At 74.3% G+C, this 22,048-nt stretch carries 20 protein-coding genes; 6 read left to right on the top strand and 14 right to left on the bottom strand.

Translation table 11 applies throughout. From position 1 onward, the window contains the following. Window positions 1-114 precede the first annotated feature (114 nt). Window positions 115-1,263, bottom strand: a complete 1,149-nt coding sequence (locus OC439_RS12250) for a helix-turn-helix domain-containing protein (protein ID WP_262013502.1) — start codon at window positions 1,261-1,263, stop codon at window positions 115-117. Window positions 1,264-1,435: 172 nt separating this feature from the next. Here OC439_RS12250 and OC439_RS12245 point away from each other — a divergent pair, with 172 nt between their 5' ends. Next, window positions 1,436-2,713 carry a YncE family protein gene (locus OC439_RS12245; RefSeq protein WP_262013501.1) on the top strand — a complete coding sequence of 426 codons (1,278 nt, stop codon included), beginning with the start codon at window positions 1,436-1,438 and terminating at the stop codon, window positions 2,711-2,713. Window positions 2,714-2,764: 51 nt separating this feature from the next. On the opposite strand, the gene OC439_RS12240 is transcribed toward OC439_RS12245, so the two are convergent. Further along, window positions 2,765-4,369, bottom strand: coding sequence for an alpha/beta hydrolase (locus OC439_RS12240; RefSeq protein ID WP_262013500.1), 1,605 nt, complete (start codon window positions 4,367-4,369; stop codon window positions 2,765-2,767). A 19-nt stretch (window positions 4,370-4,388) separates the two neighbouring features. Beyond that, window positions 4,389-5,501, bottom strand: a complete 1,113-nt coding sequence (locus tag OC439_RS12235) for an ATP-dependent DNA ligase (protein ID WP_262013499.1) — start codon at window positions 5,499-5,501, stop codon at window positions 4,389-4,391. 136 nt (window positions 5,502-5,637) lie between these two features. On the opposite strand from OC439_RS12235, the gene OC439_RS12230 reads away from it, so the two are divergent. After that, complete coding sequence (locus OC439_RS12230) at window positions 5,638-5,850, top strand: hypothetical protein (protein WP_262013498.1); 213 nt, start codon at window positions 5,638-5,640, stop codon at window positions 5,848-5,850. A gap of 218 nt (window positions 5,851-6,068) precedes the next feature. Next, window positions 6,069-6,491 (top strand): SRPBCC family protein, encoded by a 423-nt coding sequence (locus OC439_RS12225; RefSeq protein ID WP_262013497.1) that lies wholly within the window; start codon window positions 6,069-6,071, stop codon window positions 6,489-6,491. Here OC439_RS12225 and OC439_RS12220 read toward each other — a convergent pair. Then, complete coding sequence (locus OC439_RS12220) at window positions 6,466-6,954, bottom strand: GNAT family N-acetyltransferase (protein WP_262013496.1); 489 nt, start codon at window positions 6,952-6,954, stop codon at window positions 6,466-6,468. The genes OC439_RS12225 and OC439_RS12220 overlap by 26 nt on opposite strands. A 55-nt stretch (window positions 6,955-7,009) precedes the next feature. On the opposite strand from OC439_RS12220, the gene OC439_RS12215 reads away from it, so the two are divergent. After that, window positions 7,010-7,531 (top strand): DUF1990 family protein, encoded by a 522-nt coding sequence (locus OC439_RS12215; protein WP_262013495.1) that lies wholly within the window; start codon window positions 7,010-7,012, stop codon window positions 7,529-7,531. Between the two features lie 4 nt (window positions 7,532-7,535). Here OC439_RS12215 and OC439_RS12210 read toward each other — a convergent pair whose 3' ends face one another. From OC439_RS12210 to OC439_RS12165, 10 genes are all read right to left on the bottom strand, one after another. Next, window positions 7,536-8,450, bottom strand: coding sequence for a DNA-3-methyladenine glycosylase family protein (locus OC439_RS12210; RefSeq protein ID WP_262013494.1), 915 nt, complete (start codon window positions 8,448-8,450; stop codon window positions 7,536-7,538). A gap of 148 nt (window positions 8,451-8,598) precedes the next feature. Next, window positions 8,599-9,252 (bottom strand): lipoprotein, encoded by a 654-nt coding sequence (locus tag OC439_RS12205; RefSeq protein ID WP_047893130.1) that lies wholly within the window; start codon window positions 9,250-9,252, stop codon window positions 8,599-8,601. A 203-nt stretch (window positions 9,253-9,455) separates the two neighbouring features. Then, window positions 9,456-10,235 (bottom strand): anti-sigma factor family protein, encoded by a 780-nt coding sequence (locus OC439_RS12200; protein WP_262013493.1) that lies wholly within the window; start codon window positions 10,233-10,235, stop codon window positions 9,456-9,458. Further along, window positions 10,232-10,930: a sigma-70 family RNA polymerase sigma factor gene (locus OC439_RS12195; protein WP_047893132.1), complete on the bottom strand. Its 699-nt coding sequence runs from the start codon at window positions 10,928-10,930 to the stop codon at window positions 10,232-10,234. Before OC439_RS12195 ends, OC439_RS12200 begins: the two co-directional genes overlap by 4 nt. An 82-nt stretch (window positions 10,931-11,012) precedes the next feature. After that, window positions 11,013-11,870, bottom strand: coding sequence for a spermidine synthase (locus tag OC439_RS12190; RefSeq protein ID WP_194803268.1), 858 nt, complete (start codon window positions 11,868-11,870; stop codon window positions 11,013-11,015). After that, window positions 11,870-12,841: a hypothetical protein gene (locus OC439_RS12185; protein ID WP_047893134.1), complete on the bottom strand. Its 972-nt coding sequence runs from the start codon at window positions 12,839-12,841 to the stop codon at window positions 11,870-11,872. Before OC439_RS12185 ends, OC439_RS12190 begins: the two co-directional genes overlap by 1 nt. A 25-nt stretch (window positions 12,842-12,866) precedes the next feature. Beyond that, entirely contained in the window at window positions 12,867-15,341 is a 2,475-nt protein-coding gene (locus tag OC439_RS12180) for an AAA family ATPase (protein WP_262013492.1), read from the bottom strand. Then, complete coding sequence (locus OC439_RS12175) at window positions 15,341-16,489, bottom strand: exonuclease SbcCD subunit D (RefSeq protein ID WP_262013491.1); 1,149 nt, start codon at window positions 16,487-16,489, stop codon at window positions 15,341-15,343. Before OC439_RS12175 ends, OC439_RS12180 begins: the two co-directional genes overlap by 1 nt. A gap of 11 nt (window positions 16,490-16,500) precedes the next feature. After that, window positions 16,501-18,249 (bottom strand): ATP-binding protein, encoded by a 1,749-nt coding sequence (locus OC439_RS12170; protein WP_043325613.1) that lies wholly within the window; start codon window positions 18,247-18,249, stop codon window positions 16,501-16,503. A gap of 652 nt (window positions 18,250-18,901) precedes the next feature. Further along, on the bottom strand, window positions 18,902-19,759 hold the full coding sequence (locus OC439_RS12165; protein WP_262013490.1) for a pyrimidine reductase family protein: 858 nt from the start codon (window positions 19,757-19,759) through the stop codon (window positions 18,902-18,904). Between the two features lie 150 nt (window positions 19,760-19,909). Between OC439_RS12165 and OC439_RS12160 the strand changes: the two genes are divergently transcribed. Next, the gene (locus OC439_RS12160; RefSeq protein WP_262013489.1) at window positions 19,910-20,455 is read left to right on the top strand and encodes a plasmid pRiA4b ORF-3 family protein; all 546 of its coding nucleotides are present in this window, start codon (window positions 19,910-19,912) and stop codon (window positions 20,453-20,455) included. Between the two features lie 210 nt (window positions 20,456-20,665). Continuing rightward, a complete protein-coding gene (locus tag OC439_RS12155) occupies window positions 20,666-21,985 on the top strand; it encodes an ABC transporter substrate-binding protein (RefSeq protein ID WP_120570966.1) in 1,320 nt (439 codons plus the stop codon). Window positions 21,986-22,048 lie beyond the last annotated feature (63 nt).

The following is a 22,048-nucleotide window of genomic DNA, read 5'->3' as shown; positions in this document are numbered from 1 at the left end:
GCGGCCCGGGCGGCGTCCCGTCGCGTCGCCCGGTCGTGCCGCCCGGTTGCGTCGCCCGAATGCGTCGCCCGAATGCGCCGTCCGGGTCGCGTCGCCTGGTTGCGCCGTCAGTGGTCAGCGGTCGTCCAGCCAGCTCCGCAGCGCCCACCACCAGTGCACGGTCTCCGGCACCGTGCACCGCGCCCCCTCCTCGACCGGTGGCCCGCCGGTCAGCTCCCGCAGCCGCCGCAGCCGGTAGCGCACCGTGTTCGGGTGGACGTGCAGCTCGGCGGCCGTCTGGTCCAGCCGCTGGCCGTGGTGCAGCCAGGCGAGCGCGGTGCCCGCCAGCTCCCGGTGGAACTCGTCGGCCGGGTCGAGCGCGCCGAGCAGCGTGCCGCGCAGCAGTTCGGCCAGCAGCGGCTGGGCGGCGAGCGCGGTCTCCCCGGCCAGGTCGGTGACCTGATGCAGCCCGCGCAGCCGCCGGTTCGCCGCCGTGGCGAGGGCCGCCAGGCAGAGCGCGTACATGGCCGGGGCCCGCGCCAGCGGCTGCGCGGGCGCCACCAGCGTCAGCAGGTCGGCCGGTACGGCGTCGGGCGGTCGCGGCAGCAGCCCGGCCAGCCGGTCCCCGACCGTGCCGAGCAGGCCGCCCCGCGCGGTGAGCTGCCGGTGCAGCGCGTACGCCCGAACCGGGTCCGGTGGCGCGGCCACCAGGCAGTGGTAGCGCCCGTCCGGCCGCAGCCCGAACCGGGTCAGCTCGGTCGGGGACAGGCCCGCGGGGCCGTCGCGCAGCAGTCGCCGCAGCAGGTGCGCCCGAGCCGCCGCGCCGGTACGGGCCAGCTCCCGCTCAGCGCCGCGGTGCCCGTCGACCACCGCCCGCTCCACCGCCGCGGCGTACCGGCCGATGGTGAGCAGCCCCTCCAGCAGCACCTCGTCGGGGATGCCGGCGGCGCGGCCGTGCCGGACCACCAGCTCCACCGCGCGGTCCCGCCCGGCCTGCACCCCGCGCAGCAGCCCGGCGACGGAGACGCCCTGCGCGGCCCGGTCCGCGCCCAGCCGGCGGGCCTCGGCGAAGTCGCGTCCGGCCGGGTCCTCACGGCGTTCCAGCGCGCCCAGGCCGCTGGTCAGCAGCAGCACGACCTGGCGGCGTACCTCGTCGGCCGGCAGCCGGGCCACCTCGGGGGAGTCCGCGCGGGCCGCCCGCGCCACCTCGTCGACGGCGGCCGGATCGGCGGACAGGTCGCGCAGCAGCGCGCCGAACGTCGGGGCCTGTCCGATCCGGGTCATCGGCGTCCGCCGCCCTCCGGTTGTCGACGCGGCACAACCGGGCCGCGCGGGCGTTGGCGTCGGGTCCCTAGCCCGGGCGGGCGGCCGGTTGCTCTCCTGGTTGTTACCGCAAGGTAACACCGCTCGCGCCACTGAGAAACGTCGATGTCGTACCGGCTGCCAGGAGGCGTCCATGACACCCGTGCCACAGCACCCGTCCCGTACCCGCCGCCGTGCCGGCCTGGCCGTGCTGGCCGCGCTCGCCCTGGTCGCGCCGGCGCCGCTGGTGACCGCGCCCGCGCCGGCCGCCGCCGCGGCGGCGGCGCTCCAGGAGGTGATGTTCGTCGGCAACAACTGGGACGGCACCGCCGACGTGATCCGGTCCCGCGGCGACTACGCCAGGCTCGGCCGGATCAACGTGATCCCGGACCGCGCCGCGCGGCTGCGCGAGATCTACCTCAACCCGATCAAGCTGGCGTTCTTCCTCGGCATCCGGCAGGGCCCGGGGGAGGGCCACGACCAGCTCATCGACGACATGTACACCACGCCGGACGGCACCGCGCTCGTGGTGTCCCGGCCCAGCTTCGCCGACGTCGTCTCGATCGACCTGGCGACCGGCGCGCTGCGCTGGCGGTTCCCGGTCTCCGGCTACCGCGCCGACCACATGGCCGTCTCGCCGGACGGCACCCGGGTCGCGGTCTCCGCCTCCACCTCCAACACGGTGCACGTGCTGGACATCCGCACCGGCGCGCAACTCGGCTCTTTCGGCGCCGGCGACAAGCCGCACGAGAACATCTACACCGACGGCGGCACCCGGCTGTGGAACATGTCCATCGGCGAGGTAAACACCGACCTGGACGCGCCGTGGCTCGACTGGACCAAGGGCGACCGCCGGATCACCGTCGCCGACACCGGCACGTACCAGGTGGTCAAGGTGATCGACATGCGGGACCGGCTGGACGCCGCCGGCCGCCGGGACCTCTCCGACGCGGTCCGTCCCGCCGTGTTCACCCCCGACGGCAGCCGGCTCTACTTCCAGGTGTCCTTCTTCAACGGCCTGGTCGAGTACGACGTGGCCACCGACCGGGTCACCCGCGTCGCCACGCTGCCGAAGAACCCGGCCACCAGCGAGGACCGCACCACCTGGGTCAACGACTCCCGCCACCACGGCCTGTCGATGAGCCCCGACGGCACCCGGATCTGCGTCGCCGGCACCATGGACGACTACGCCACGGTGCTGGACCGGGCCACGCTGCGGGAGGGGCCGCTGGTGCCGGCGAGCAAGCCGTACTGGGCCACCGTCAGCGGGGACGGCCGGGACTGCGTGATCTCCGAATCCGGCGCGGATCAGGTCACCGCGATCAACTTCGCGACCGGGCAGAAGGTCGCGAGCGTCCCGGTCGGCGACCACCCCCAGCGCGTCCGAATCGGGCACATCGCGGAGGGCTGGACGCCCCCGGCCGCCGGCTGACCGCCGGCGTTCGACCGGCCGGCGTCCGGCTCCCGGCCGCCGGCCGGACCGTCACCGGGCGGGGCAGCGCAGCCCCTCCCGGGGGACGGTCAGCGAGATCAGGTACGCGTCGACCGCCGAGGTCACGCACGACGTCTGCGGGTAGGCGGTGTGCCCCTCGCCCTCCCAGGTGAGCACTCGTCCCACGCCGAGCATCGACGCGAGCGCCGGTGTCTGCTCGTACGGCGTGGCCGGGTCACCAGTGGTGCCTACGACCAGGATCGGCGGCGCGCCGTTCGCCCGGCCGGTCGGGTACGGATCCCGCTCACCGGGCCACTCCACGCAGCCCAGCATCCCCACCGCCAGGGCGGGACCGAACAGCGGGTACTTCTGCCGCCACTGCGACTGCAACGAGCGGACCTGCTCGCGGGACGGCTTCTCGGTCTCGTCGGCGCAGTTGACCGCCAGGTTGGCGTCGAACAGGTTGGAGTAGTGCCCGTCCGGCTCGCGGCCCGCGTACGAGTCGGCCAGCTTGAACACGCCGTCCGGGTCGCCGCCCTGCAGGTCGTCGATCGACCGGGCCAGCTCCTGCCAGCCCTGCTCGGTGTAGAGCGAGGAGATCACCGCGTAGAAGACCCAGCCCGCGGTGGCCTTGCGGCCGTCCTGCGCGCGGACCGGGGAGACCTTCGCCTTGGCGATCGCGTCGGTGACCGCGCCCCGGGCGTCCGGAGCGATCGGGCAGCGGCCGGCGTTCGCCGCGCACCAGTCGGCGAAGTTGTCGAACGCCCGCTCGAAGCCCTTCGCCTGGCTCTCCGACCCGGCGATCAGCTTCTGCTGCGGGTCGACCGCGCCGTCGAGCACCAGGGCGCGCACGCGCTGCGGGTAGAGCTGCGCGTAGGTCGCGCCGAGCAGCGTGCCGTACGAGTAGCCGAGATAGGTCAGCTTGTCGTCACCGACCGCCGCGCGGACCGCGTCCATGTCCCGCGCGGCCTGCTCGGTGCCGTAGAGCGGGAGCTGGTCGCCGTACTTCGCGCCGCACCGCTCGCCGATGCGCCGGTTGAGACCGACGAATCCGTCGAACGACGACTGGCTCTCCGGGTCGGGGTCGTAGCCGAAGCTGGCGTCCAGGTCGGCGTCGGAGATGCACTTGACCGGGCTGGACCGGGCCACCCCGCGCGGGTCGAAGCCGACGATGTCGAACCGGTCCGTGATCGCCGTCGGCAGGCCGCCGAACGCCGGGCCGAAGGACAGGTAGACGGCGGTGTCGACGCCGGACGCGCCGGGACCGCCCGGGTTGATCACCAGGGAGCCGATCCGGTCGCGCTGCTTGGTCGAGCGGGCCCGGATCAGCGCGATCTCGAACGTCTCACCGGCGCCCGGCCCGGCGGTCGCGCCGGTGGTGGCCCCGGTGCCCCAGTTGCGCGGCACCGCGATCCGGGCGCAGTCGTAGCGCATGTCCGCCGCGCCCCGGCCGACCAGCTCGTCGGGCACCTCCGGGCAGGCCCGCCACTCCGGTGCGGTACCCGGCGGGGCGGCCTCGCCCTCGCTCTCGGCGCGCGGGGCGAACGCCGGCAGCGTGCAGCCGGCGGTGAGTACCACCGCCGCGACGAACGCGGCCAGGACGGGCCGGAACCGGCGGGTCCGGTCGGGGAAGCGGGTCACGTGGGCGCCCTCCATGATCGTGTCGACCGTCAGGCTACGCCCGGCCGCGGGTGTCACCGACCGTCGCCGCCGGATCGCCGCGCAGCACCTCGTCGACGTCGTAACGGATCGGGCGGTCGAGCTGGCCGTAGTCGCAGGAGCGGGGATCACGGTCGGGACGCCAGCGCACGAACCGGGCGGTGTGCCGCAGCCGGTCGCCCTCCATCGCGTCGTACGCCACCTCGACCACCAGCGCCGGGCGCAGCGGCTCCCACTCCAGGTTCTTGCCGCCGGTCCACCGGCTGACCCCGCCCGGGATGCGCTGACCCCGCTCGTGGTCGCCGTGCACCCACGGGTGCTCGCCGCCGACGTCGCGGTAGGGCTCCAGCTCGTCGAGCAGCTCCTTGCGGCGGGCCATGGTGAACGAGGAGCTGACGCCGATGTGGTGCAGCACGCCGTCGTCGTCGTAGAGGCCGAGCAGCAGCGAGCCGACCACCGGACCGGACTTGTGCCAGCGGAAACCGGCCACCACCGCGTCCATCGTGCGCGCGTGCTTGACCTTGGACATGAGCCGCTTGCCCGGCTCGTACGGCAGGTCGGCCGGCTTGACGATCAGCCCGTCCAGCCCGGCGCCCTCGAACACGTCGAACCAGCGGCGGGCCGTCTCCGGGTCGGTGGTCACCTGGGTCACGTGCACCGGCGGGCGCACCTTGGACAACGCCTGCTCCAGCCGCTCCCGCCGCTGCGGATAGGGCTGGTCGATGAGCAGCTCGTCGTCGATCGCCAGCAGGTCGAACGCGACGAAGTCGGCCGGCGTGGTCTCGGCCAGCAGCTTCACCCGGGAGGCGGCCGGATGGATGCGCTGGGCCAGCAGCTCGAAGTCGAGCCGCGGCTGCCCGCCCGGGCCGTCCCGCCGGATCACGATCAGCTCGCCGTCGACCGCGCAGCGGGCCGGGAGCTGCCGGCGGGCCTGCTCGACCACCTCGGGGAAGTAGCGCGTCATCGACTTGCCGCCCCGGCTGGCCAGCTCGACCTCGTCGCCGTCGCGGAACACGATGCAGCGGAAGCCGTCCCACTTCGGCTCGTAGGTCAGGCCGGCATCGGTCGGCAACTGGGCCACGCTCTTGGCGAGCATCGGCTCGACCGGAGGGTTGATCGGCAGGTCCACGGCGACCAGTCAACCAGACCCCACCGACAGTGGTGGCGCAGATCACCGCCGGTGGCCGGGCGGCGTGTCCCGCACCGGCCGCGTTCGTCACCACCGCCCGAATGGTGAAACCGCAGGTCAGAGCTACCGTCGCGGCGTGCCGGAGTGGATTTGCGAATGCTGCGGGCGCTGGCGGGTCAGCGTCGAGTTGATCCGTGGCCGCTACCGCTACCGGCTGGCGCACCGCTATCCGCCGGAGCACGGCGGCGGCGTGAACGTCCTCGGCGAGGTCGGCTCGGTCACCGAGCTGGAGCGCCTGCTGAAGCGCTACGCCCCGGTCACCCTGGCCGACCTCCACGAAGCCGCCTGACCCTCCGGCCGGCCCGGCGAACCGCCGATCTTGGAGTTGTGGCACCTCACAAATCCCGCCGAACGGACATCCTGGGCGCCACAACTCCAAGATCGAGGCGAGCGGGCGAGCGGGCGAGCGGGCGAGCGGGCGAGCGGGGCGAGGGGCGGCGAGTGGGGCGGCGCGGGAGCGGAGCGCGGGCATAGCCTGGGGGGACCGTCCACGGGGGAGGAACGCCGATGCGGTTCACCGAGTCCGTCGAGATCGCCGCCGACGTCGAGCGGGTCTGGGAAGTGCAGAGCGACGTCGAGCGCTGGCCGGAGTGGACACCGTCGGTCACCGCCGCCCGCCGGCTGGAGCCCGGTCCGCTGCTCCTCGGTTCGACAGCCCGGCTGGAGCAGCCCCGGCTGCGCCCGGCGGTCTGGCGGGTCGTGGAGATCTATCCCCCGTACTCGTTCGCGTGGGAGTCGGCGAGCCCCGGCGTGCGTACCCGTGGTGAGCACCGGCTGGTGCCGCTCGACGACGGGCGCACCCGGGCCGAGCTGGTCCTGGTGCAGACCGGGCCGCTGGCCTGGCTGATCGGACTGCTCGGCGGGTCGATGATGCGCCGCTATCTGCGGCAGGAGGCGGACGGGCTCAAGCGCCGCTGTGAGCGGAACTGACCGTCTTCTCCAGCACGGCGAGGCGGTTGCCGTTCTCATCCGGCCGGTGTGCCACCACCCGGTAGCCGCGGCCCGCGTACAGGGACAGGTTCGCCGCGCTGTCCGCGCCGGTGAACAGCGCGAACCGGGTCACCCGGCCGGCGCAGGCGTGCTCGACGGCGTCCAGCAGCCGCCCGCCGACGCCCCGGCCCTGCTGGTCGGGCGCGACCGAGAGGCGGCCCACGTGTGCGGTGTCGCCGTCGAGGCGGGCGCGTACCGAGCCGACCAGGCGGGTGCCGCGCCGGGCGGCGAGCACCACGTCCGGCCCGGTCAGCGCCGCCCGCACCTCGTCCAGCGTCTCGGTCAACGGCGGCAGGAACACGTCGCGGTAGCGCTGCGCCTCCACCAGGTACGCGGCACGCTGCACGGTGAGGATCTCCCCGGCGTCGGCGAGGCCGGCGGGGGCGATGGTCACGTCGGTCACCGGCTCAGCTCACCACAGCGCTCCCGGGCGGCCGTACGCTGGCGGGGGTGTTCCCATGAGCGTGGAGGTGACAGGCGTGCCGGAGCTGACGTACCCGGAGGTGGGCGCGACCCGCGACGGCGGCCTGCCGGCCGGTTACCACCACCTGCGCCACCGGGTCCGGCTGCCGGACGGCGGTTTCCCGCTGGCGGCGGACGCGGTGCTGGGCTGGCGGCTGCACCGCGCCGCAGGCGTGGTGATGCGCGCGGACGCGCCGCGCGCCGCCCCCGGGGTACGGGTCACGCCGGGGGTCGGTGTCGGCCCGGTGCGGCTGTGGGGGCCGACCGAGGTGGTGTGGACGGTGGACGAGCCGGATCGGGCCGGGTTCGGCTACGGCACGCTGCCCGGGCACCCGGAGGTCGGTGAGGAGGCGTTCCTGGTGACCCGGGGCGCCGACGGCGTCTGGTTCGAGGTGACCGCGTTCAGCCGCCCGGCGCACTGGTACGTGCGGGCCGGCGGGCCGGTCGTGCTCGGTTTCCAGCGGGCGTACGCCTGGTGGCTGGGGCGCACGCTGCGGCGGCTGTGCCGGCGGCGCTGAGCGGTCAGTAGCGGGCGAAGGAGCGGATCGGGGCGCGCGGACCGTACTTCGGCGCCTGCACGCCCGCCGCCTCCAGCAGCACGCACACCCGGCCGCGGTGGCCCCGGAACGGCTCCAGCAGCGCCAGCATCCGGGCGTCGTCGCCACGCGGCTCGCCGGCCAGCGCCCAGGCGACGGTGTTCGGCACGTGGTAGTCGCCGACGCTGACCGCGTCCGGGTCGCCGTACGCGATGCGCACCACCTCGGCGGCGGTCCACGGCCCGATACCGGGGATCGCGGTGAGCCGCCGGGTGGCCTCGGCCGAGTCGGCGCAGCGTTCCAGCCGGTCCGCGACGGCCGCCGCGCGGCGCAGCGTGTCGGCGCGCCGCTGCTCGACCCCGAACGGGTGGAACACCCAGTACGGCGTGGCCGCCACCGCGGCCGGCTCCGGCGGCAGCAGCAGGGGTTGCAGCGGGCCGGGGGCGGGCTCGCGGAAGTGCCGCACGGTGGCGGCGTACGCCCGGTACGCCTCCTTGCCGGTGACCTTCTGCTCGAAGACGGCCCGCAGCAGCCGGGGGAAGATCTGGCCGGTGGCGGGCATCCGCAGCCCGTGGTGCGTGTGCGCGAGGCGGGCCACCAGCGGATGCGCGCCGGCGAGCGCCGCGAACCCGGTCAGGTCGTCGCACAGCCCGGCGATCCGGTCGGCCCGCTCGACCACCCAGCCGGCGCCCGGGCCGTACCCCTCGGCGGTCAGTTCGCCGGCCTCCGGGCGCAGCGCCAGCGTGGCCGGGCCGTCCGGGGTGCGGGTGGCCCACCAGAACGTGCCGGCGGCGATCCGCGCGCACGGGTCGTACGGGCTGAACGTGAGCGCCCGCACCGACGGGGCCAGGCGGTAGCCGGCCGGCGGGCGCAGCGTACGGCGGGCGTCGGGCGAGGTCACCAGGCCACTCTGCCACGCGGCCCGGCCGTGACGCCGGGCACGCCTGGCCGGGAGGCGGGCCGATGCCGGTGCGGCCCGCCTCCCGGGGTTCGCGACGATGACCGGCCGCGCCCTCCCCGGCAGCGACCGGTCACCGTGTCCTGGTGCGTCAGTACGAGTAGTCCGAGCCGCCACCGGAGGAGCTGCCGGCCGCGGGCGGCGCGACCGCCTTGGGCGTGCCGGTCGGCAGGCAGGTCAGGTTCTTCTTGCCGTTCGGGTCGACCACGAACCAGGTGCCGCCGACGCCCTGGCCCTTCCACTGGCCGGGCTTCTTGTCGCCGATGTAGCGGTAGACCGGCCAGCCGCCGATGGTGAGCTGCCGGGTGCCGTCCTGGCGGGTGATGGTGCCGACCTTGTCGTCGGAGACGCCCTGCAGCTTCGGGTTGCCGTCGGTGAGCGACGGCGGCCAGACCTCGGCGCACTTGTCCACGCAGTTGGACTGCGGCGGATCGTCGGAGTCCTTGTCGAACCGGTACAGCACCCAGCCGTCCTGGTCGGTGACGACGCGGCCCATCCGGGGCAACTTCTTGCCGACCAGCTCGTCGGTGATCTTCACGTTGGCCGGGGGCGCCTTGTCCGCTACCGGCTCCTCCTCGGGAGCCGCCGACGCCTCCGGTTCGGCCGCCGCGGTGGGTTCGGCCGCGGCGACGGCGACCGGCTCGGCCGCGCCCGAGTTCGCCCCGTTGTAGCCCGCTGGGGCGCAGGCCGTAAGTGCGACCATCGCGCTCGCGACGATGACGGTCGTCCGCTTGTGGTGTGCCACGTGCCCTCCTCGTTCTTGGCAGTTCGCCGAGTAGTACGGGCGCGGCGCTGTCAAGGTTGAACCCGCAGGGGTGGCACATTTCACAGTGGACCGATTGAACCGATGGGCGTCGCCGCGCGTGCGTCAGCACGAGGGGGTCCGCCGGCCGGGCACGACACGACGGCGCCGGGTGGCCCAGCCACCCGGCGCCGCTTCGCGTTCGATCAGATGTCGTCCACCGTCACCAGCGTGCTGGCCACCCCGTTCGCGTCGACCGACTGCACCTGGAGCTTTTCGATGTCTCGCACCGGGGTCCACGTGGACGCGCTCAGCTCCAGCGGAAGCTGGTTCTGGTTCGTCCCGTAGCCGCCGACCGGCACCGACCAACTGGAGATCACCTCGCTGGTGGCGTCCTTGCGGACCACCACCAGCCGGCACGTGCGCGGCCCCGGCAGGCGGCTGAGCTGCACCGCGATCTGCGTGCCGTACTCCTTGCGGGCCAGCCACATCGTGGTCTGCACGCCCGTCCCCGGGTCGGTCGCGTTGTGCTGGTCGCCCTCGATGGGCTTCTCCCCGCCGACGCCCGGGTCGTTCGGATTGCCCGGCTCGCCGCTCGGCGCGACGCTCGGCGCGGCCTGCGTCGGCACCGCCTGTGGCGGCGCGGGATCGTCGCCGAGCATCCCGGCGGCGACCCCGCTCAGGCCGCCGAACACCACCACTGCCGCCGCTGTGGCCAGCAACTGCCGCACCCGGGTACGACGCCGGTCCCGCCGTACCGCCACCAGCGTCCGGTCCAGCAGCGCCGGATCGGTGTGCGTCTGCTCCAGCGCGGCCATCGCCTCGCCGTCGATGCCGGAGAGCAGCCCCACCACCGGGACCATCGTCTCCAGTTCCGCAGCGCAGGCCCAGCAGGTGGCCAGATGCTCCTCGAACCGCTCCGCGTCCTGCGCGTCCAGCACGCCGAGCGCGTACGCGGCGACGTCCATGTGATCGGCCCGGCTCATTCGGTCACCCCCCTCTCCTGCAGAGCCGTGCGCAGCGCGCGCAGCGCGTAGTAGACCCGCGACTTGGCGGTACCCAGCGGAAGCCCCAACTCCTCGGCCGCCTCCGGCACGGTGCGTCCCCGGAAGTACGTCGCCACCAGGATCTCCCGGTGCGACTGGCTCAGCGTACGCAGCGCGTCCGCTACGGTCATCGTGCGCAGCACCCGGTCGGTGCTGTCCGACTCGGCGAACATGGTGAGATCCCGGTCGTACGTCTCGGGCGGGCGGGCCTGCTCGCTGCGGTGCTCGTCGATGGCGATCCGCCGGGCCACCGTGACCAGCCACGGGCGCAGCGAGCCCTGGCCCTGCACGCCGAGCCGGTGCGCGTTGCGCCACGCCCGCAGCAGCGTCTCCTGCACGATGTCCTCGGCGCGCTGCCGGTCCCCGCCGGTCAGGCGCATCACGAACATCAGCAACGGGCCGGCGTGCTCGGCGTACAGCAGGCGGATCAGCTGGTCGGAGTGGCTGGCCTCGGCGGAGGTCGCCTGGTGGCGTCCGGGAGCGGGTCGCGGCGGCACCGGGTCATTCTGGCGATCGGCGGACCGGGCGTCGACCCCCCGGCCCGAACGCGAGGCGCGCGAGTGTGGTTGTGCCCGGGCGAACATCCACTCGGGCCGCGCCACTTCGCCGTGCCAGCCGGCCGCCACCGCATGCATGCAGACCTCCGCTGTCCAATGACATCAGCCGGCCCCCCACGGGCATGGCCGCCCGGTGATACGCAGCGATCAGCCGATCGGATCAACGTTTGACGGAAAAAATTCCCGGCGGCGGGGGAGTGGAGTCGACGGCGTCCGCGTCGTGCACCACCGCCGCGCCGCCGGTGAAGCGGTCCAGCTCGGCACCGGCGAGCACCCGGCCGGGGAACCAGTCGCCCGCCGCCCGCCGGGTCAGCTCCGGCACCGGCGGCTCCACCCGGGACGCCACCAGCACCAGGTTGCCGTAGCGCCGGCCGCGCAGCACCGCCGCGTCACCCACCAGGCAGGCCCGGGGCAGCACGGTTCGCACCGTCGCGACCTGGGCGCGGGCGTGCCGCAGCGGCGGGCCGTCGGCCACGTTCGCCAGGTAGCTGCCGCCGGGCGCGAGTACCCGGGCCACCTCGGCGGCGTACTCCACCGAGGTCAGGTGCGCGGGGGTACGGGCACCGGCGAACACGTCGGCCACGATCACGTCGTACGCGCCGTCCCGGCTCGACGTCAGCGTCGCCCGCGCGTCGGCCACCCGGACCTTCAGGCGCGGATCCGACGGCCAGGGCAGCTCACGACGGACCAGCTCCACCAGCGCGCCGTCCACCTCGGACACCCGCTGCGTCGAACCGGGCCGGGTGACCTGCACGTAGCGGGGCAGGGTGAGCGCGCCGCCACCCAGGTGCAGCACCCGCAGCGGCGTCCCGGCCGGCGCCACCAGGTCCAGCGCGGCGGCGAGCCGCCGGACGTACTCGAACTCCAGGTGCGACGGGTCGGTCAGGTCCACATGCGACTGCGGCGCGCCGTCCAGCAGCAGCGTCCAGGAGCCCGCACGGTCGGCGTCCGGCACCAGCTCGGCCCGGCCGGTGTCGACGTCGGCCACCACCCGGTCGGAGTCGCGTCGCCGGCCCATCAGCGCCGCATCCCACGCGCCGCGGCGGTGAGCACCCGGTGCAGCAGCCGCGCATCGCCGAGCATCCCGCGCAGCCGGCGTTCCAGCCCGGCGATCGGCACCAGGTTCTGCGGGGCGCGCGGATCCTTGTACGGGGTGGAGGCGAACCGGGGCAGCGTCACCAGCGACAGGTCGGCCAGCGCGATCGCCTCCGGCACGGTCAGGTCGGCCGAGCACTCCACCCGCACGATGCCCGCCCACGGCGCGCCCGCGCGTACCGGCAGCCGCAGATACCACGACCAGCCGCCCCACGCCGTGCCCAGCCGGAACACCGGGCAGCGCTCGCCCGGCGCCAGCCCGGTCACCACGGCGGTGAGCCGCCCGTCGAGGTATTGGCTGTGCTGCGTCTTGATGTACCCGAGCGTGCGCGGCAGGTTGCGCCGGCTGCGCAGCGGCCCGTCCACCACCAGCAGGTCGCCGTCGGTGCGTACCGCGTCGGAGACGGCCACCTCCAGCGCGGTCAGCGGCGCCTGCACCGCCGCGGGCAGCTTGCTCAGCTCGCCGGTGCCGCTGACCCGGTGCACCGGGTAACGGACCGTCCCGGCGACCACGTCCTGCGCCGACGGGCTCGCCGTGAACAGGCCACGCCCCACCCGGGCACCGGCCATCTCGGCGGCGCCCCGGTCCAGGTCGCAGCGCACCACACCGGCCGCGTACGAGGCGGCGATGCCGGGGAACGAGCCGCCGTCCTCCTCGGCCGTCCAGACGCTGGCGTCGATCCGGCGCACCCCGTCGACGAGCAGCACCACATCCGGCGCACGTACGTCCGCGCGGGGGCCGATCGCCCGCCAGTCGGTGGCCGGCAGTTCGACGTCGGCGTCGACCTGGGCGCTGCTCGGCGCGGCCGGACCGGCGCCACCGGCCGCCTCGAACGACGCGCCGTACGCCGGATCCCAGGCGTCGACGAAGAACGCCGGCGACGGCCCGGTCACGCGGCGCTCCGCCGGGACGCGCCGGTCACAGGCCGGTCCGTTCCACGCGGGCCGTCCGCGCGTCCTTGCGGACCTCGAACCGGACCGGGATGCGCTCGGCCAGCGCCGGCACGTGGGTGACCACGCCGACCATCCGGTCGCCCCGGGCGGCCAGGTTCTCCAGCGTCGCCGCGACCGTGTCCAGCGTCGCCGCGTCGAGCGTGCCGAAACCCTCGTCCAGGACGATCGACTCCAGGCTGGCGGCGGTGGTGGACATGCCGGCGAGCTGCTCGGACAGCGCCAGGGCCAGCGCCAGCGACGCCTGGAACGTCTCCCCACCGGACAGCGTCCGCACCCCGCGCCGCAGCCCGGCGTCGTGGTGGTCGACCACGAAGAACTCACCCTTGTCGTGCACCAGGTCGTACTGCCCGCCGGACAGCTCCCGCAGGATCCCCGACGCGCCGTCGACCAGCAGGTCCAGCGCCTCGGTGAGCAGCCAGCGCTCGAAGTTGTTCGCCCGCAGGTGCGAGGCGAGCGCCCGCGCCACCCGCGCCTCGTGCTCGTGCCCGGCCCGCTGTTCCCGCAGCTCGGCGGCCTGCTCGCGGCGCTCGTCGAGGCGGCGCAACTCCGCCTCGGCTCGCTCCACCGCCACCGCCACGTCGCGCGGCGCGTCCTGCGGCGCGTCCAGCCCGGCGGCGGTGAACAACGCGGCGATCGCGTCGGCGACCTCGGCCGCGGCCCGCTGCGCCGCCTCCACCGAGTCGGCCAGCCCGTCGCGGTCCGCGCGCCGCGCCTGCGCCTGCTCGCTCGCCCAGCCGGCCAGCGCCGCCCACGCCGCCGCCACGTCGTCGCGGTCGGCGGCCGGCGGACCGAACCGGGCCAGCCCGTCGCGTACCGCGTCGAACTCACGCCAGGCCCGGCGCAGCCGCTCCTGCGCGGCGTCGAGTGCGCCCCGCGCCCGCCGGGCCGCCTCCCGGCCGGCCCGCACCGCGCCGGCCGCCTCCTCCAGCGCGGTCCGCAGCCGCGCGTGCTCGGTCAGCGACTCGCGCAGCCGCTCCGGCGCCGGCGCGTCCGCGAGCTGCTCGTCCAGCTCGGCCAGGCGCGCACCGAGCTGGTCGTGCTGGGTCCGGGCGCGCAGCAGCACCCGGTCGGAGTCACGGGCCGCGGTGTCGCGTTCCTGCACGACCCGCTTGGCCGCCTCGCTCGCCGCCCGCGCCGCCTTGCCCGCCTCGATCGCCCGGCTCACCGCCGAACCCTTCGGCACCGCCGGCACCGTGGTGACCGTCTGCTCGCACACCGGGCACGGCGCGCCGCCGACCAGGTGCGCCCGCAACGCGACCGCCTGGTCGGCGGCCTTCGCGTCCTCGTGCGCGCGGAACGCCGACTCCAGCTCCGTCTCGGCCCGCTGCGCGTCCGCCCACGCCGCCGCCAGCGCCGCCACCGCCGCGTCGTGCTCGGTCCGCGCCGCGTCCACCGCCGCGCGGACCGTCGCCGCCTCCGCGGTCAGCCGGTCCCGGTCCGCGTACGCCTTCAGGTGCAGCCGCAGCGCGCTCTCGTCACCGGCGGCGGCCAGCTCCCCGCGCAGCTTCTCCTCGCGCTCCTCGGCCAGCCCGACCGCGGCCGCCGCCTCGTCGGCGGCCACCCGGGCCTGCGCCACCGCCCGCGCCAGCTCGCCGGTGCCGTCCGGCGGCCGCACTCCGGCCAGCACACCCAGCTCGGCGTCGAGGGCGGCCAGCGCCGCGGCCCGCTCGCCCGCCGTCGCACGGGCCCGCTCCCATTCGGGTACGGCGGCAGCGACCGCCGCGGCCAGTTCCCGCATCGCGTCCACCCGCTCCCGGGCGGCGGTCAGACTCTCGTCGTCGACGTCGGCGAGCCCGCCGAGCATCTTGTCGACCGTTTCCAGCTTCGCCTCGGCCTGCCCGGCCCGCTCGACCGCCTTCTTCTGCACCGACTCGTAGACGCCCAGCCCGAGCAGGTTCACCAGGATCTGCTGGCGGGTGGCCGGCTTGGCGTGCAGGAAGTCGGCGAACTGGCCCTGCGGCAGCACCACGCAGGAGGTGAACTGCTCGTACGGCAGCCCCACCGCGTCCAGCACCGCCTGCTCCATCTCGGCCGGGGTGCCCGCCACCACCTCGCCCAGATCCTCCGGGCTGAGCCCGGTGTCGAGCTTGGTGACGTCGAACCCCGGCGGCATGAGCTGCAGACCGGCGTTCGCCGTCTTCACAGTGCCCCGGCCGTCCCGGCGGACCACCCGGGTCGCCACGTAGCGGTCCCCGGCGGACTCGAAGACCAGCCGGACCCGCGCCTCGGTGGCCGACGGCGCCAGCGCGTTCGCCAGCCCCCGGGCGCCGCCCCAGCGCGGCACCGTGCCGTAGAGCGCGAAGCAGATCGCGTCGAGCACCGTCGACTTGCCCGAACCGGTCGGCCCGACCAGCGCGAAGAAGTCCGCGTCGGTGAAGTCGACAGTGGTCTCGTCGCGGAACACCGTGAACCCGGCCATGTCCAGCCGCATCGGCCGCATCAGTGCTCCACCTCCTCGAGCAGCTCGTCGAAGAGTTCCCGGACACCCTCGTCGGCGTGCCCGCGGCTGTCCAGGTAGTCGCCGAACAACTCGCCCGGCGACCGGCCGGCCCGCTGGGCAGTCCGGGTCCCGCTGCCCGGCGCGGGCACCAGCTCCGGGTCGATCCGGATCTCCAGCGCCCGGGGCAGCAGCTCCTGCACCTCCTCGCGCAGCCCGGCCCGGGGCTGCTCCCGGACGTAGACGCGCAGCCAGCCCTCCGGCGCCTCGATCTCGGCGAGCTGCGCGAGCGTGCCGCGTACCGTGCGCAGCGGCACCGCGCCCGGCACCGGCACCTCGCGGATGCGGGCGGCCGTGGTGGCTGTCACCTCCACGATCGTCACCGAGCAGACGTTCTCCTGCTCGCCGAAGTCGACGGCGAGCGGGCTGCCGCTGTAGCGGATCGGGCACGGGCCGATGACCCGCTGCGACCGGTGCAGGTGACCGAGCGCCACGTAGTGCGCGTTGCCCGGGAAGACCGTCGCCGGGACCGCGTATCCGAGCACCGTGTGCGCGTCCCGCTCGCCGCCGCCGGTGCTCGCCCCGACCACTGTGAGGTGCGCCGTGACCAGGTGCACGCGGTCCGGCTCGGTGAAGCCCTCGGCGAGGCGGTCCAGCACCCGGCCCAGGTGGTCGGCGTACGTCTGGTTGGCCTCGGCCGGGGTGAGCGTGTACATCTCCACCGCGCGCACCGCGTACCGCTGGGACAGGAACGGCAGCGCGGCGACCCGCCAGCGCTCCCCGCCGGCGGTGACCCCGTCGACGACGTGCTCGTCCGGGTTCTCCCGGACGCTGCCGCGCAGCGTGATCCCGGCCGCCTCGGCCCACGGGCGCAGCGCGTCCAGCGCCGCGCCGTTGTCGTGGTTGCCGCCGATCGCCACCACGTCGGCGCCGGTACGCCGCAGCGCGGTGAGCGCCCGGGTGACCAGGCGGGTCGCCTCCGGGGTCGGCGCGGCGGTGTCGTACAGGTCACCGGCGACGATCACCAGGTCGGGCTGCTCGCGCTGGGCGATCTCGATGACCTGGGCGAGGACCTGCTTGTGCTCCTCCGCCCGGGACTGCCCCTTGAGGACCTTGCCGACGTGCCAGTCGGAGGTGTGCAGGATCTTCATCTGGGTGCCGCCTAGAACGGGATGTCGTCGTCGGAGGAGCCGGAGCCGACCACCGCGAACGGATCGGCGGCCTGCGTGATCGACCGTAGCGTCTCCGAGGGCGCGCGGCCCGCCTCCGAGACCCGGGTGGCCCACGCCGGGAACGGGAACTCCAGGCAGAGCGGCACCGGGATGTCCGGCTGGTTGACGAACATCGTGCCCGGCTTGGCCAGCAGCGCCCGCTGCCGCTGGGCGGGCGGCAGGAAGCCGTACTCCGGGCGGGACGCCTCGGCCGGGTCGAGCCGGCCCACCACCCGGATCGCCGAGTTGGTGACGATCCGCCGTTCCACCTCGCTGGCGGTCTGCTGCGCGCCGACCAGGATCACACCCAGCGAGCGGCCCCGCTCGGCGATGTCGAGCAGCACCTCCTTGATCGGCGACGAGCCCTCCCGCGGCGCGTACTTGTTCAGCTCGTCGAGCACGACGAACAGCAGCGGCTTGGCGGTGCCCGCCTTCTCCTTGCGCTCGAACTCGCTCTTGAGCGTCACACCGACCACGAACCGCTGCGCGCGATCCGGCAGGTTGTGCAGGTCGACCACTGTGACCTGGGCGCTCTCCGCGGTGTTGATCGAGTGCGGGCGACGGGTCGCCAGGTCACCACGGATCAACCGGCCCAGGTCCTTCTTGCTGCCGATCAGCCGCCGGGCGAACGCGTTCACGGTGCCCAGCCCGACCGCGCTGCCGGCCCACTCGCCGCGCGTCTCGTCGTCGTTGAGCTGCTCGACCACGTGGTCGACCAGGTCCGCGTACGAGCCGAGCCGCACCCCGTCGATGCTCACCCCGCCGTCGGCGGGCTGGGCGTAGCGGGCCAGGTGCGCGGCCACCGAGTGCACCACCATCGTGTACTGCTGGCGCTCGTCGTCGGCGTCGGCGAACACGTACGGCAGCAGCCGGTCGGCGCAGAACTCGGACAGCGTCCAGTAGAAGCTGTCCACGCCGGTGAGCCGGCTGCTCACATCCGGCGTGCCGGAGGAGTCGCCGACGCGCGGCGGGGCGTACACCCGCACGTCCGGGAACGCGCCGGCGTCCAGGCCCAGCTTCGCGTACGCCGCCCGGGTCGGGTCGTCGAGCCGGCTGTTCGGGTGGTCGAGGAAGAGCAGGTCCTCGCCCTTCACGTTGAAGATCAGCGCCTTGGCGTTCACCGCGTCGCCGCCCAGCACACCGGAGCGGAACACCGAGTAGAGCAGGAACGTGGCGAAGCTCGTCTTGGTGGCGACACCGGAGATGCCGGAGATCGACACGTGCGCGCCCCGGGTGCCGTCGAGGAAGTCGGCGTTGAGGTAGACCGGCACGCCGTCGCGGCCCATCCCCATCGGGATCCGCCGCTCCATCCGGTCGAAGTGCAGCGCCCGCGCCCGCGCGTCACCCTCGGCCCGGTGCACCACCGCGCCCGGCGTCGGCGGCACGTAGAACTCCGGGTCGACCCGCGTGGTCGTCACCTCGGCCGCCTCCTGCACCTGCGCCGGCAGCGTGCCGTCGGCGATGGCGAAGACGTCGGAGTCGAACTGCGCCCCCTCGTGCCGGGCGCGCACCTGGGTCACCACCCCGGCGATCGTCACCGGCTCACGGTCGGGCAGGTCGCGGCGGGTCACCACCACGTCGTCGAGTTGCAGGTAGCTGCCCGGCGCGACGGCGGTCCAGAAGGTGAGCGGGGTGGCGTCGGCGGTGCCGAGCACCCGGCCGACACCCTCGCCGGGCCCGTCGAGCTGATCGTCGGTCATCGGCGGTCTCCGGTCGGCTGGTCGTACCGTTGGCGGTGCACGTCGTGCATCCTGCCCGAGGGATGCGACAGGTTGCCACGCGACGCGGCGGACGCCACGCCACCCGTGCGCCGAACGGTAGCCCCCCGAATCCGCCCGACCACTGAGCGTGCGTTTCCTTGGTTGTTCGCGCTTTCCCGGCCGTTCCCGTGCCCCCGGCCGGTCCCGCGTCCCCGAACCGCCCGCCGTTCCCCGCGCCGCCGTCCCTCGGTCGTTCCCCGTGCCGCCGCCGGCCGTTTCCCGCGCTGCCGCCCGCCGCCGGTTCCCGGGGTGACCCGACCGATGACCTCGGCGGTGCCGTCGGGCGGTCCGGGTGGTGTCCGGCGCCGTGCGGTCGGGCCCGGCCGCTCGGTGGAACACCATGGGTGCCTCCGCGGGCCGATGACACCCATGGCGGCCCACCCGTCGTCTGCCCGCACGGGATTCGCCGCTTCCGGTCCGCATCGTCCCGAGCAGCGGGAGTCGTGTCCCGCAGGTCAGGACGACGCCGAGATCTTGGTAGGAAAGGGCCCCTATAGGGGCCGTTTGGTACCAAGATCTCGCCGCTGCCGCTGCCGCTGCCGCTGCCGCTGCCGCTGCCGCTGCCGCTGCCGCTGCCGCTGCCGCTAGTGGGTCAGGCGGCGGGGGCGGCGCCGGCGGGCGGGGTCTCGGCGGGGTCGCGGGCGTAGCGCAGCATCAGCACGCCGTCGGCGGCGGCCAGCACGTGCCGCAGCGGCAGGTGACGCGGGACGCTGGTGTCCCCGGCGGTGATCCGGCCCGGGCCGGCGCCGGCGAGCAGCGGCGCCACCGTGAGACACAGCTCGTCGACCAGGTCAGCGGCGGTGAGCGCGCCGAACAGGTGCGGACCGCCCTCGCAGAGCAGCTGGTCGAGCCCGCGCCGGCGCAGCTCGGCCAGGCCGGCGACGAGATCGACCCGCCCGGTGCCACCAGTCCGCCCGGCGCCGTCCGCCCGGCCGCTGCCGTCGACGCGGTCGGTGTCCTCGGCCGGGTCGGTGCCGCAGGGGACCACGTCTGCCACATCGGTCAGCCCGGGCGGCGGTTCGGCGTCGGCGTGGGTGAGCACGATCGGCCGGACCGGGGCGTCGGCGAAGGCGGCCTGCGCCGGGTCGAGGTCGAGCGACCCGGAGACGACCACCAGCGTCGGGTACTCGGCCAGCCCGTGCTCGCGCCGCCAGGCCCGGCGTTCCGGGCTCAGCCGGACCGCCCGGTAGCCCTCGTGCCGCAGCGTGCCGGCGGCCACCACGAGGCCGTCGCAGAGCATCCGCAGCAGGCCGAAGACCCGCTTGTCCGGCTCGCCGGACAGCCCGGCCGAGTATCCGTCCAGTGTGACCGCGCCGTCGGCGCTGGCGACGAAGTTGACCCGCAGGTGCGGACGGGCCGCGCGGCCGTAGAGCGCGGTGAGCTGCGGATCGGTGAGCGCACCGGTAACGGGTGCGGGCCAGATCCGTTCGATCGGGGTTCCGACGGTCATTCGCCGGCCGGACCGGTGACCGGAGGGGTGGGTTCGGGGGTACGGTGCTGGCAGTCGCACCACTTCCGGCCAGGACAGTCGTCGTGCCGCCGTTCCCGGCAGGCTCGGCAGATCATGCAGGCAGCCTATGCCCAGGAAGGATGGGACGTCGTGTCGCGTCAGATCTTCCAGCTCATGGTGTCGCTGGCCGGCGTCCGGCCGCCGGTGTGGCGGCGGGTGCTGGTGCCCGGCGGCTACACGCTGGACCGGCTGCACCGGGTGATCCAGCACGCGATGGGCTGGCGCGACTGCCACCTGCACTCGTTCGACGTCGACGGCCGGCAGTACGGCGAGCCCGACCCGGACGGCGAACTGTCGTTGCGCGACGAGCTGGACGTCCGGCTGGACGCGCTCGTGGGCAAGGGCGACCGGTTCCGCTACACCTACGACTTCGGTGACTGGTGGGAGCACGACCTGGTGGTGGAGGACTGCTGCGCCGCCGACCCGGACGAGCGCTACCCGCTGTGCCTGGACGGGGAGCGGGCCTGCCCGCCGGAGGACGTGGGCGGTCCGGCCGGGTACGCGGTCCTGCTGGCCGCGCTCGCCGACCCCGAGCATCAGGAGCACCCGGCCATGCGCGAGTGGGCCGGCCCGGCGTTCGATCCGGCCGCGTTCGACCCGGACCGCGCCACCGTCCTGCTGCGCCGCTGCTGCTGACCTGAGCCCCGCGCCGCCGACCGCGCGCCGACGCGGTAACGAAATGGGAACGCTCCCAACGGTCTATTGACACCCCTGTCACCTCCCGGCAACCTCATGGGAGCGCTCCCGAGAGTGGTGCGGATCTCCCTCCTGCCCGCTCCGGCCCGCGCGAAACGCACCCCCCACCACACAGCAGATATCGCCTCACCACCGAAAGAGGGGTCTCGGATGAGCGTCCCAATCCGTCGTCGGCGCTTCGCGGCCATCGCGCTCGCGTCCGTCGTCGTGCTCGGCACCACCGCCGCCTGCGGCGACGACTCGGACAGCGGCGACAGCGGCAGCGGCGGCGGCCCGATCACCCTGGTCGTCGACGTCTTCGGCGACCAGGGCTTCGGCTACGAAGAGCTGTACAAGCAGTACGAAGCGGAGCACACGAACGTCAAGATCCAGGAGCGGGGCAAGGGCCTCGGCCTCGGTGACTACAACACCCGCCTCACCCAGCAGATCACCGCGGGCTCGGGCGCCGGCGACGTGGTGGCCCTGGAAGAGGGCACGATCGTCCAGTTCTACGCCCAGGCCGACAAGTTCGTGAACCTCGCCGACCACGGCGCGAACGACCTCAAGGGCAACTTCCTGCCGTGGAAGTGGGAGCAGGGCACCACCCCCGACGGCAAGGTGCTGGGCCTCGGCACCGACGTCGGCTCGATGGCGCTGTGCTACCGCAGCGACCTGTTCAAGGCCGCCGGGCTGCCCACCGACCGCGAGCAGGTCGGCGCGCTCTGGCCGACCTGGGACGAGTTCATCGCCACCGGCCAGAAGTTCGCCGCCGCCGACAAGAAGCACAAGTTCGTCGACTCGGCGACCAACTTCTACAACGTGGTGCTGATGCAGGTCGCGGGCCAGGGCACCGGCTACACGTACTACGACAAGAGCAACAAGATGGTCATCGACCAGAACCCGGACGTGAAGACGGCGTACGACCTCACCACCAAGATGATCGCCGCCGGGCTGTCCAACAACCTCCAGTCGTTCTCCAACGAGTGGAACGCCGGCTTCAAGAACGGCACCTTCGCCACCATCGCCTGCCCCGCCTGGATGACCGGTGTCATCAAGGGCCAGGCCGGTGACGCGGCGGCCGGCAAGTGGGACATCGCCAAGGCGCCGGGCGCCGGTGGCAACTGGGGCGGCTCCTTCCTCGGCGTGCCGAAGTCGAGCAAGCACCAGAAGGAGGCCGCGGAGCTGGCCAAGTTCCTGACCAGCGCCAAGGGCCAGATCGGCGCGTACAAGGCGGTCGGCAACCTGCCCTCGAACCCGCAGGCGCTCACCGACCCGGCCGTGGCCGACTCGACCAACGACTACTTCAGCAAGGCCCCGGTCGGCAAGATCTTCGCCGCCGGCGCCACCGAGCTGAAGCCGGTCTACCTCGGCCCGAAGAACAACGCGGTCCGCACCGCGGTGGAGAACAGCCTGCGCGCCGTGGAGCAGGGCAAGTCGGCCGGCGAGCAGTGGCAGACGGCCCTCAAGAACGGTGCGGCCGCCGGTAAGTAACCGGTTGAGCCGCCCGCGGTGCCCGCAGAGTCCGGCGTCGCCCGTGTGGCGGGTGACGCCGGC

Origin of the sequence: Micromonospora sp. Mcm103, from assembly GCF_024519755.1 — a bacterium.
GTDB classification, from domain to species: Bacteria; Actinomycetota; Actinomycetes; order Mycobacteriales; family Micromonosporaceae; genus Micromonospora; species Micromonospora aurantiaca.
The sequence above is the reverse complement of the archived record's forward strand: the minus strand, read 5'-3'. Positions and strand labels throughout refer to the sequence as shown.

Excerpts from the sequence above, each read along its gene's own strand:
- OC439_RS12215 (WP_262013495.1), top strand. The coding sequence starts at position 7,010 with ATGAGCGTGGAGGTGACAGGCGTGCCGGAGCTGACGTACCCGGAGGTG.
- OC439_RS12155 (WP_120570966.1), top strand. The coding sequence starts at position 20,666 with ATGAGCGTCCCAATCCGTCGTCGGCGCTTCGCGGCCATCGCGCTCGCG.
- OC439_RS12170 (WP_043325613.1), bottom strand. The coding sequence starts at position 18,249 with ATGACCGACGATCAGCTCGACGGGCCCGGCGAGGGTGTCGGCCGGGTG.
- OC439_RS12175 (WP_262013491.1), bottom strand. The coding sequence starts at position 16,489 with ATGAAGATCCTGCACACCTCCGACTGGCACGTCGGCAAGGTCCTCAAG.
- OC439_RS12195 (WP_047893132.1), bottom strand. The coding sequence starts at position 10,930 with ATGCATGCGGTGGCGGCCGGCTGGCACGGCGAAGTGGCGCGGCCCGAG.
- OC439_RS12245 (WP_262013501.1), top strand. The coding sequence starts at position 1,436 with ATGACACCCGTGCCACAGCACCCGTCCCGTACCCGCCGCCGTGCCGGC.
- OC439_RS12240 (WP_262013500.1), bottom strand. The coding sequence starts at position 4,369 with ATGGAGGGCGCCCACGTGACCCGCTTCCCCGACCGGACCCGCCGGTTC.
- OC439_RS12180 (WP_262013492.1), bottom strand. The coding sequence starts at position 15,341 with ATGCGGCCGATGCGGCTGGACATGGCCGGGTTCACGGTGTTCCGCGAC.
- OC439_RS12200 (WP_262013493.1), bottom strand. The coding sequence starts at position 10,235 with ATGAGCCGGGCCGATCACATGGACGTCGCCGCGTACGCGCTCGGCGTG.
- OC439_RS12225 (WP_262013497.1), top strand. The coding sequence starts at position 6,069 with ATGCGGTTCACCGAGTCCGTCGAGATCGCCGCCGACGTCGAGCGGGTC.
- OC439_RS12190 (WP_194803268.1), bottom strand. The coding sequence starts at position 11,870 with ATGGGCCGGCGACGCGACTCCGACCGGGTGGTGGCCGACGTCGACACC.
- OC439_RS12250 (WP_262013502.1), bottom strand. The coding sequence starts at position 1,263 with ATGACCCGGATCGGACAGGCCCCGACGTTCGGCGCGCTGCTGCGCGAC.
- OC439_RS12165 (WP_262013490.1), bottom strand. The coding sequence starts at position 19,759 with ATGACCGTCGGAACCCCGATCGAACGGATCTGGCCCGCACCCGTTACC.